1 protein-coding gene is annotated in these 628 nt (G+C 40.4%); it reads right to left on the bottom strand.

From position 1 onward, the window contains the following. A partial coding sequence (locus JUB15_RS28315) for a hypothetical protein (RefSeq protein ID WP_207516121.1) occupies positions 1–628 on the bottom strand: 628 nt, incomplete at both ends.

The raw sequence follows: 628 nt of genomic DNA, 5'->3' as shown, positions 1-628 counted from the left end.
CATACGTTTCATACGATACCGGGTTAATCTGGTCATTATTATCATATACCTTAATCTCTTTCAGCAGGCCTCTTTCCAGGCTTTTTGAAATAAACGGCGAATAAGGTGATTTCTCGGCATCAATACTATTGCCATGAATATCAGGACTCGAACCAAAGCCGCTGTAAGTATACACTGTCTTACCATTCCCGGCTTTCTCTTCGGTAACATGCTCGTATGCAACCACGCCACCTCCCGGTTGCTCACAAACAGGCAATAATGATTCTGTAACAAAACGGGTAGATGAATATTGATTGCCATTGAGTAACCTGCCCTGGTAGTCTGGCCAATAATATTGAATATCACCTAATAAGGTTCCATCGCCATATTTATACGTTGTAACAATATCAGGCCCATTGCCAGATTTTTCAATGATTTGACTGATTCTTAGCCCTGCCCCTGTTTTTTCACCAGAAAGGGCATCAAGGTAAAACGCACCGGTAAGCGTATTGCGTTTTACAACGTTTTTATACTTATTCGGCTCGTATAAAAATTGCTTAACACCACCGGTAGGTGTAGTGATCTTTTCTAAACTTCCAATATACAAATATTGCTCTACAGGTTCACGCAACCCTTTATAATTGATCAA

The sequence above is a fragment of the Longitalea luteola genome (assembly GCF_017356035.1).
Lineage (GTDB): Bacteria > Bacteroidota > Bacteroidia > Chitinophagales > Chitinophagaceae > Niastella > Niastella luteola.
Note: the sequence above shows the minus strand (reverse complement) of the source record. Positions and strands in the feature narration are given on the sequence as shown.